8 protein-coding genes and 1 pseudogene are annotated in these 8648 nt (G+C 53.8%); 4 read left to right on the top strand and 5 right to left on the bottom strand.

The window, feature by feature from the left end; all coding sequences use genetic code 11:
• Positions 1-106 precede the first annotated feature (106 nt).
• The 3 genes from aldA to RTY00_RS14080 form a co-directional block, all read right to left on the bottom strand.
• The gene (aldA, locus tag RTY00_RS14090; RefSeq protein ID WP_312664868.1) at positions 107-1543 is read right to left on the bottom strand and encodes an aldehyde dehydrogenase; all 1437 of its coding nucleotides are present in this window, start codon (positions 1541-1543) and stop codon (positions 107-109) included.
• Positions 1544-1745: 202 nt separating this feature from the next.
• Positions 1746-1844, bottom strand: a complete 99-nt coding sequence (locus RTY00_RS14085) for a YoaK family small membrane protein (protein ID WP_008108862.1) — start codon at positions 1842-1844, stop codon at positions 1746-1748.
• 14 nt (positions 1845-1858) lie between these two features.
• Entirely contained in the window at positions 1859-2182 is a 324-nt protein-coding gene (locus RTY00_RS14080; RefSeq protein WP_008108864.1) for a hypothetical protein, read from the bottom strand.
• A 366-nt stretch (positions 2183-2548) separates the two neighbouring features.
• On the opposite strand from RTY00_RS14080, the gene rhaT reads away from it, so the two are divergent.
• Positions 2549-3583: an L-rhamnose/proton symporter RhaT gene (rhaT, locus tag RTY00_RS14075; RefSeq protein ID WP_008108866.1), complete on the top strand. Its 1035-nt coding sequence runs from the start codon at positions 2549-2551 to the stop codon at positions 3581-3583.
• A gap of 25 nt (positions 3584-3608) precedes the next feature.
• Here the strand turns inward: rhaT and rhaR are convergent, their stop codons facing one another.
• Together rhaR and rhaS are read right to left on the bottom strand one after the other, a co-directional pair.
• A complete protein-coding gene (gene rhaR, locus RTY00_RS14070; RefSeq protein WP_312664867.1) occupies positions 3609-4475 on the bottom strand; it encodes an HTH-type transcriptional activator RhaR in 867 nt (288 codons plus the stop codon).
• A gap of 15 nt (positions 4476-4490) precedes the next feature.
• Positions 4491-5312, bottom strand: a complete 822-nt coding sequence (gene rhaS / locus RTY00_RS14065; protein WP_265298182.1) for an HTH-type transcriptional activator RhaS — start codon at positions 5310-5312, stop codon at positions 4491-4493.
• 290 nt (positions 5313-5602) lie between these two features.
• On the opposite strand from rhaS, the gene rhaB reads away from it, so the two are divergent.
• From rhaB to RTY00_RS14050, 3 genes and pseudogenes are all read left to right on the top strand, one after another.
• Positions 5603-7075 (top strand): rhamnulokinase, encoded by a 1473-nt coding sequence (gene rhaB, locus RTY00_RS14060; RefSeq protein WP_312664866.1) that lies wholly within the window; start codon positions 5603-5605, stop codon positions 7073-7075.
• A complete protein-coding gene (locus tag RTY00_RS14055; protein ID WP_312664865.1) occupies positions 7068-8324 on the top strand; it encodes an L-rhamnose isomerase in 1257 nt (418 codons plus the stop codon). The genes rhaB and RTY00_RS14055 overlap by 8 nt, the downstream gene beginning before the upstream one ends.
• A gap of 10 nt (positions 8325-8334) precedes the next feature.
• Positions 8335-8648: pseudogene (locus tag RTY00_RS14050) on the top strand (class II aldolase/adducin family protein); the annotation flags it as partial.

The raw sequence follows: 8648 nt of genomic DNA, 5'->3' as shown, positions 1-8648 counted from the left end.
ATCTGATGGCGATGTCGGTGTTAAGCGGCCTGGCGCTGCTGCGCAGCCAGAAGCGCGTTTCTTAAGGGTTTCAGGTGCGCATGGATGCGCACCTGAACATGGATCATTAGGAGAACTGCAAATACGCCACGTGCGTCTGCAAGAACTCTTCCAAACCGTGACGGCCATCGGCACCGCCAATACCCGATTTACGCCAGCCCGCATGGAAACCTTGCATCGCCTCGAAATTCTCGCGGTTGATATAGGTTTCGCCAAACTTCAACTTACGCAGGGCAACCATCGCGGTGTTGAGGTTCTGGGTGTAAATCGATGAAGTCAGACCGTATTCACAGTCATTTGCCAGCGCTACGGCTTCATCAAGGGTCTTAAAGGTCATCACTGGTAGCACCGGACCAAAAATCTCCTGCTGCATGATCTCCATATCCTGACGCACGCCCGTGATGATAGTTGGCTCAAAATAGAAGCCTTTGCTGCCTGCACGCTTGCCGCCCAGCACCACTTTGCCGCCATCCGCGACCGCGTTCGCCACTTTCTGCTCAACGCGCTCCAGCGCGGCCGCCGTGATCAGCGGACCCATATCAATATCATTCTGCTCAGCCGGATTACCGAACTTCACCTGCTGCATGGCGGTAGTCAGGGCGCTGATAAAGCGGTCGTAAATGCCTTCCTGCACGTAAACACGTTCTGCGCAGTTACACACTTGTCCGGTGTTGATCACGCGGGAGCTGACGATTGCTTTAACCGCCAGATCGAGATCGGCATCATCCATTACGATGGCCGGCGCTTTTCCGCCCAGCTCCAGCGAGACTTTGGTGACGTTTTTCGCCGCAGCTTCCATAGTGGCGATACCGGCGTTGACGCTGCCGGTCAAACTGACCAGTCCAACTTTCGGGTTGCCTGCCAGTTCCTGACCAATCTCCGGGCCATAGCCATAAACAAAGTTGATCACACCTTTTGGCAAACCAATTTCATGGATGATTTGCGCAAAAATTGCCGCATTGTTAGGAGTGAGCTCACTTGGCTTGATAACAATGGTATTGCCGGTTACCAGTGTAGGCGCGGCTTTACGTGCAATCAGGAAGAAGGGGAAGTTCCACGGCAGAATACCGGTGGTGACGCCAATGGCTTTCTTGAACACAAAGATGTTTTCGTTGGGACGATCGCTGTTAATGATCTCGCCATCATAACGGCGTGCCCATTCGGCCATGTACTCAAGATAATCGGCGGTAAACAGCACTTCGGTTTGCGCCAGTACCTGGGTTTTGCCGCCTTCGGCGACGATAGTGGCGGTGAGTTCCGGCTCACGCTGACGAATAGCGACGGCAATTTTGCGCAGCCAGTTGCCGCGCTCAACCGCGGGGAGCGCTTCCCAACCCGGCTGCGCCACTTCAGCAGCGTCGATGGCTTGCGCGGCATCGTGTTTACTGCCTTCCGGCACGCGCGACAATAACGCCTCTGTTGCCGGGTTAATCACTTCTATCCACTTGTCATTCTGATCGGCAACAAACGCGCCATTAATGTAATGTTGATGGTGTGTTGTCATGTGCAGGTTCTCCGCGATCGGTTTCGTTAAAGATTTGTGAAGTGCAGAGTGAAACAGATTGCGGTATTGCACCTTTTTGCTATTGCCAATGCGACTTGAGGGGTGGCAAAGAAGGGAAGAACAGCACGACAGACGCAGCATTCCTGGCGAAATGCCGCGCTTTCAGCGGCTTAGAAGCGATTCAACGTATGTTAAATAAATGTCAGGAACCCGGCATCGCCGCGCCGCTGGCAATAAACCACGCCAAAAAACTGACGCCAGCAATGATGATGGCAATAGGGAAAAGCAGTCCGATTTTCATAGTCATCCCGAGAGTTAAGCGATCTGCACGATCGCGCGATGGGTTTTCATCATACTGAACAGCTGGAATTGCGTGGCGTCATCGACCTGACGCAGATGCTCACCTTTCTGATAATGAATCGCATGAATGTGACCCAGCTGGCGCCACACCACAATCACCGACGCCAGCAGGGCGCAATTCTCTTCGCTCTGCACGCAATCCAGCGTGGCGTAGTGCGTCTCATCCAATCCATTAATAAAGACGTTAAGCGCCTGCGCCGGCACGATGGCGCGGATGTCATCCAGCATCACGCGGCTCACTGATTGTGACAGCAGTAGCCGCAATCTCTTGGTATTCATCTCAATCCTTCGTCCTGATGATTTTCCCAACGTTATACGGATTAAACGCCTGCGGGGAAAGTCTGGTGCGCGGCTTTGTGTGACTGCCATGTTAACTGTTGCAGTGGCAGTGAATCAAAAACTGTGCTGATCGACACAGCACAATAGGAAAATATGCTGAATAATAAGCGACTTATAAAAAACACCTCGTGACCTACCTGCAAATGCGATTTTGTGATCCTTATGTTGACGACCCACCGAATTTTGCCAGCAACCTCCGCTTTCCGGCAGCCATCCAAAGGCTGACGAAAAGCTGCCCGCCGTAGACTGCCGGTAATCGGGAGACCGCCGGTTTCCTGTTGGCCTCAACCTTACGAAGGAATAACAATGAACAGTGCCATCATTGCAGGTATTTTCTGGCATCTGGTGGGTGCCGCCAGTGCCGCCTGTTTTTATGCTCCATTTAAGCAGGTGAAAAAGTGGTCCTGGGAAACGATGTGGTCGGTGGGCGGCATTATGTCGTGGCTGATTCTTCCCTGGGCAGTCAGTGCGGTATTACTGCCGAACTTCTGGGCGTATTACGGCAGCTTTAGTTTCTCTCAACTCATGCCGGTGTTTCTGTTTGGTGCCATGTGGGGCATCGGAAACATCAACTACGGTTTGACCATGCGCTACCTCGGTATGTCGATGGGCATCGGGATTGCCATTGGTATCACCTTAGTGGTGGGCACCTTAATGACGCCGCTGCTGCAGGGACGCTTTGTTGAGCTATTTAACTCTACCGGTGGACGTATGACGCTGCTCGGCGTGTTTGTTGCGTTGATTGGTGTGGCGATTGTTTCACGTGCCGGCCTGTTAAAAGAGCGGGCGCTGGGCATCAACGCCGAAGAGTTCAACCTCAAGAAAGGGCTGATTCTGGCCGTAATGTGCGGCATCTTCTCGGCTGGCATGTCGTTTGCGATGGATGCCGCCAAGCCGATGCATGAAGCCGCAGCCAATCTGGGTATCAATCCGTTGTATGTGGCCTTGCCAAGCTATGTGGTGATCATGGGCGGCGGTGCATTAGTCAATCTGGCTTATTGCTTCATCCGTCTGGCGGTAAAAACCGATCTCTCAGTACGCCGCGATTTCTCCGTCGCCAAACCGATGCTGCTGGCCAATATCGCATTTGCCGTGCTCGGCGGCACCATGTGGTATCTGCAGTTCTTCTTCTACGCCTGGGGTCACGCCAAAATTCCAGCACAGTATGACTTTGTCAGCTGGATGCTGCATATGAGTCTCTACGTACTGTGTGGTGGTTTGGTTGGTCTGGTGCTGAAAGAGTGGAAGTCAGCGGGGCAACGTCCGGTGCGCGTGCTGTCACTGGGTTGTGTGGTGATTATCATTGCCGCCAACATTGTCGGCTTAGGATTAGCAAACTAATAAAAAGCCTGACGCACATCTCGCGTCAGGCTTTAACTTTCTCAGATGAGAGTTCGCGATGCGGCAGGAAGCGCTGCCGCCACGCACTCGGCGTTAAACCGGTTTCCCGCGTAAACACCACCGAAAAGTAGTTACTGTCATCGAAGCCGCAACGTGCGGCTACTTCACTGATTAAGCAATCTTGCGTCCGCAGCAGATACTTCGCCTGGCACAGCTGAAGCTGCCGCAAATAGTGTCCCACGGTCATACCGGTCTGCTGGCGAAACAGCTGTTTTAACGCGCGCTCGCTTAACTGATTCTGCTGGCAAAACACCGCCAAATCGAATGGACGACTGATGGCACCTTGCAGCGCCGACATCAGTAGATCCAGTTGCTCACCTTCAGGCAATGCCCAGGGCCGATCGGCAGCATAACCGTGACGGCGCAAAATTAGCGCGAGTTGCAAAAACAGCGCTTCGGAGAGTTGAATCGATAGCGAATCACTTTTGCGGCTCTCGCGCTCAAGTTGGCTAATCACGCCACGTGCTAACGCCATCCCGCGTGTGGTCAAACGCCAGCAGCCCGGCGAATCTTCTTCTTGCGGCGGCAGCAACTGGTTCCAGTCAAGGCCAAGGCGAAAGCGATCGCGGCAGTAAAGAATGTTATCCAGCGCCAGGTCGTTGACGCTGTCGTAGCTGTGGCAGTCGCTATCGTGAATGTAAAAAACGTCGCCGCAGGTTATCAACCATGGACGATCGTTCAACACATGCAGGCCGTTACCGCGCCAGACGATAACGATTTCACTGAATTCATGACGGTGCGGAGGGAAGGAGGGCTGCGGCATGCGCTCGGCCACAGCAATCGGCAGATTGGTGGCCGGAAAATAGTCTTCGCGCGTTAAGATCAGCGACATGAGGAAACGCTCCAGTTATAGCATCTGCTGGCGCTCCGCTCGGGGCGCGCAGCCAAATTCTCGCCGGAACAGTGTGGAGAAATGGTTGCTGTCACCAAATCCGCACTGGTAGGCAATGTCTGTTATGCGCATATCGCTATGACGCAGTAAATGCCGCGCCTGTAACAGGCGAAGCCGATTCAGGTAACGCTGCGGTGTATTGCCGGTTTGCTGCTTCATCTGGCGGTGCAGAGTGCGCAGCGACAATGAAAAACGATCGGCTAAGGCATCCCACACAATCTCTTCACTGTAGTGCTCATTGAGCCAGTCGAGCAACCGATGCAAGCGTGCTTCCTGATCCTGTGATTGATCGTTGTGAGCCGCTTCGCGCAACAACACCAACAGTTGCAGAAAAAGTTGCTCCTGACGTGCGTGCCGTTCCAGCGACCACGCATCTTGCTGCTTCATCTGCGTAACGATTTGCAGCGCCTGCGCCATCACTTTGTGATTGATGCGCCAGTGCGATGCGTAGTGATCCTCTTCTTCGCGCGGCAGAAGATCCTGCAAACCCGAGAGAAAACGGAAAGCCGCCGGACTGCGATACAGCACGTTGGTCAGACACAAATTTTCCGTTTGCTCATAAAGATGGCGATCGTGATCGCGCACGAAGCACACGCATCCTGCGGATAAAGCCTGTGGCTGACCGTTAAACACATGAATACCAGAACCTTGTTCCACTAACACAATTTCATGGAAATCATGATGGTGCTCCGGGAATGCCTGCTGTGGCACGCGCGGCTCAATGGCGATGGCGTAATTCCCTTCCGGGAAGAAATCTGCGCTATGTAGAACGGTCATGATTCGCCTCTTTATTTACTCAACTGTTGCCGAGTCTACGCAGGCGCCCCGCACCTTACCTTGAATTTTCACCTTAGTGACGCAGGAAAATGGCTAATTTTTCAAGATCTCACCAGCGATTGACGGAAATGCGGCAAGGCTCACATCTCTCTCCTTATGTGGTTCTGTGAGCTTTCTCACGAACTTCTTTGTTAGCGTGCCAGCGACTATTACGCACTGGCAGTAAGGGGAAGGTGGCAAAAAGCAGAGATTTCTAATCTGTAGTCATCTCATCACAGGAAGAACACGCCATGAGTATGCGTAACATTGTTGCCATTGATTTAGGCGCATCCAGCGGGCGCGTGATGCTCGCACAATGGAGTTCAGCGAATCAGCAGATCAGCCTGCGCGAAGTCCGTCGCTTCACCAATCAGCGTGTGCGCCGTGCAGATTATGATTGTTGGGATTTGGATCGACTGGAGCAGGAGATTCGTTTAGGACTGGCTCAGTTAGATGATGAAGGCATCGTGCCGGACAGCATCGGTATTGATACCTGGGGCGTTGATTTGGTGTTACTGGATGCCAACGGTGAGCGCGTCGGCGAGGCGGTAAGCTATCGCGACAAGCGCACGGAAGGGCATATGGCTCAGGCCATTAATGCTCTCGGCAAAGGTGCGATCTATCAGCGCACCGGTATTCAGTTCTTGCCTTTCAACACGCTCTATCAACTGCACGCGCTGCATCAACAACAGCCAGATTGGCAGGAAAAAGTGCAGCATGCGCTGATGATTCCAGACTATCTGCACTATCGCCTTACGGGCCAGATGAACTGGGAATACACCAACGCCACCACCACACAATTGCTCAATATTCACAGCGGCGAATGGGACAGTGATTTGCTTGCCTGGGCTGGCGTGCCGGCTAAATGGTTCGGCAAACCAACGTCGCCAGGCAATACCGTTGGTTACTGGACCAGCGCCAGTGGCAACCACATTCCGGTGATCGCGGTAGCGACACACGACACGGCGAGTGCGGTTTTGGCCACGCCGTTAATGCAGGATGATGCCGCTTACCTCAGCTCGGGAACCTGGTCGCTGATGGGGATCGAGAGTTTGCAGCCTTGTGTCAGCACGGCGGCGCTCAATGCCAACATAACCAATGAAGGTGGGGCAGAAGGCTACCGTGTTCTGAAAAACATTATGGGTTTGTGGCTGCTGCAACGTGTCTGCACCGAGCTGCACATTACCGATCTGTGCTCGCTGATCAAAGAAGCTGAAAAAGAACCCGTTTGTCGTGCGCTGGTTAACCCCAATCACAGTCGTTTTATCAATCCAGACAGCATGGTTCAGGAGATTCAGAACGCCTGCGCCGAACAGAACATGCCCGTTCCGCAGACGCCTGCCGCGCTGGCCCGCACCATCTTTGACAGTCTGGCCTTGCTCTATCGCCAGGTGATTGGCGAACTCGGCACATTACGCGCTGCACCGCTGCGTCAGCTGCATGTGGTGGGTGGCGGCAGTCAAAACCCGCTGTTAAACCAATTGTGTGCCGATGCCTGCGAGTTGCCGGTATTGGCCGGGCCGATTGAAGCCTCGACGCTTGGTAACGTTGGCTGCCAACTCATTGCTTTGGGCGAATTGCGTGACGTCAGCGATTTACGCCGCTGCATTAGCCAAAACTTCCCGTTAGAAAAATTTGAACCGTTGAACAACAGCGCCTTCGCTGCCCATCAGGCACGCTTTGCCGCGCTCAGCCAACCTGCTAAGGAACTTGCATATGACTAAGCTGATTGAACAGGCCTTCGAACTGGCCAGACAACGCTACGCTGCCATCGGTGTAGATGTGGAACAGGTAATGGCACAGCTGGATGGCATTCCGGTCTCGATGCACTGCTGGCAAGGCGATGACGTGCGCGGCTTCGAAAATCCGAACGGTGAACTGACCGGCGGTATTCAGGCTACCGGTAACTATCCGGGCCGCGCGCGTAATGCTGATGAGCTGCGCTCAGATGTTGAAAAAGCGATGTCACTCATTCCTGGTGCCAAGCGCCTCAACCTGCATGCGATCTATCTGGAGAGCGATAAGCCGGTTGATCGTGATGCGATTGAACCGAAACACTTCAGCAACTGGGTGGAATGGGCGAAGACGCACAAGTTGGGCCTCGACTTTAATCCAAGCTGCTTCTCCCACCCACTGAGCGCCGATGGCTTTACCTTGTCACACGCCGACAAAGGGATTCGTCAGTTCTGGATCGACCACTGCAAGGCCAGCCGACGCATCTCGGCGCACTTTGGTGAGCAACTGGGTACCGCATCCGTCATGAACATCTGGGTGCCGGACGGCATGAAAGACCTCACCGTTGATCGCCTCGCACCACGTCAACGCCTGGCAAGTGCGCTTGATGACGTAATCAGTGAAAAGCTCAACCCCGCGCATCACATCGATGCGGTAGAGAGCAAACTGTTTGGTATCGGTGCAGAAAGCTACACCGTGGGCTCCAATGAGTTCTGCCTGGGTTATGCCAGCAGCCGCCAGACCGCACTAACGCTGGATGCCGGCCACTTCCACCCAACCGAAGTTATTTCCGACAAGATCTCCACTGCGATGCTTTATGTGCCGCGTCTGCTGCTGCACGTAAGCCGTCCGGTGCGCTGGGACAGTGACCACGTGGTGATTCTAGACGATGAAACCCAGGCTATCGCCACCGAGATCGCGCGCCACAAGCTGTTCGACAAGGTGCATATCGGTCTCGACTTCTTTGATGCGTCTATCAACCGCATCGCGGCGTGGGTAATTGGTACACGCAATGCCAAAAAAGCACTGCTACGCGCACTGCTGGAACCTACCGATCAGTTACGCAAGCTGGAGAACGAAGGGGATTACACCGGTCGCCTGGCGATGCTGGAAGAACAAAAATCGTTGCCGTGGCAAGCGGTGTGGGAAGCCTGGTGCCTGCGCCACGATGTCCCTGCTGATGCCAGCTGGCTGAGCGAAGTCCGTCATTATGAACAACATACACTGCGTCAACGTTAAGGGACACACTATGCAAAATATTCTCTCTTCCGCTTTTGTTCAGGGAATGGTTAAAGCGACCAGCGACATGTGGTTGAAGGGCTGGGATGAACGTAATGGCGGCAACGTCAGCTTACGTTTACTGCCGGAAGAAGTTAAAGATTTCGCCGGTGATTTCTATGCTGAGCCGCGCTGTATTGAGCTGACCAAACCTGCTCCAGCGCTGGCCAATGATTGGTTCCTGGTCACCGGATCAGGTAAGTTTTTCCGTAACGTACAGATCGACCCGGCCGATTGTCTGGCGCTGTTGCAGGTCGATGACAAAGGCTTGTCATACAAAATCCA

This window comes from Pantoea sp. CTOTU49201, assembly GCF_032054795.1.
Taxonomy (GTDB): domain Bacteria; phylum Pseudomonadota; class Gammaproteobacteria; order Enterobacterales; family Enterobacteriaceae; genus Pantoea; species Pantoea symbiotica.
This window is presented reverse-complemented; position numbering and strand designations above follow the sequence as displayed.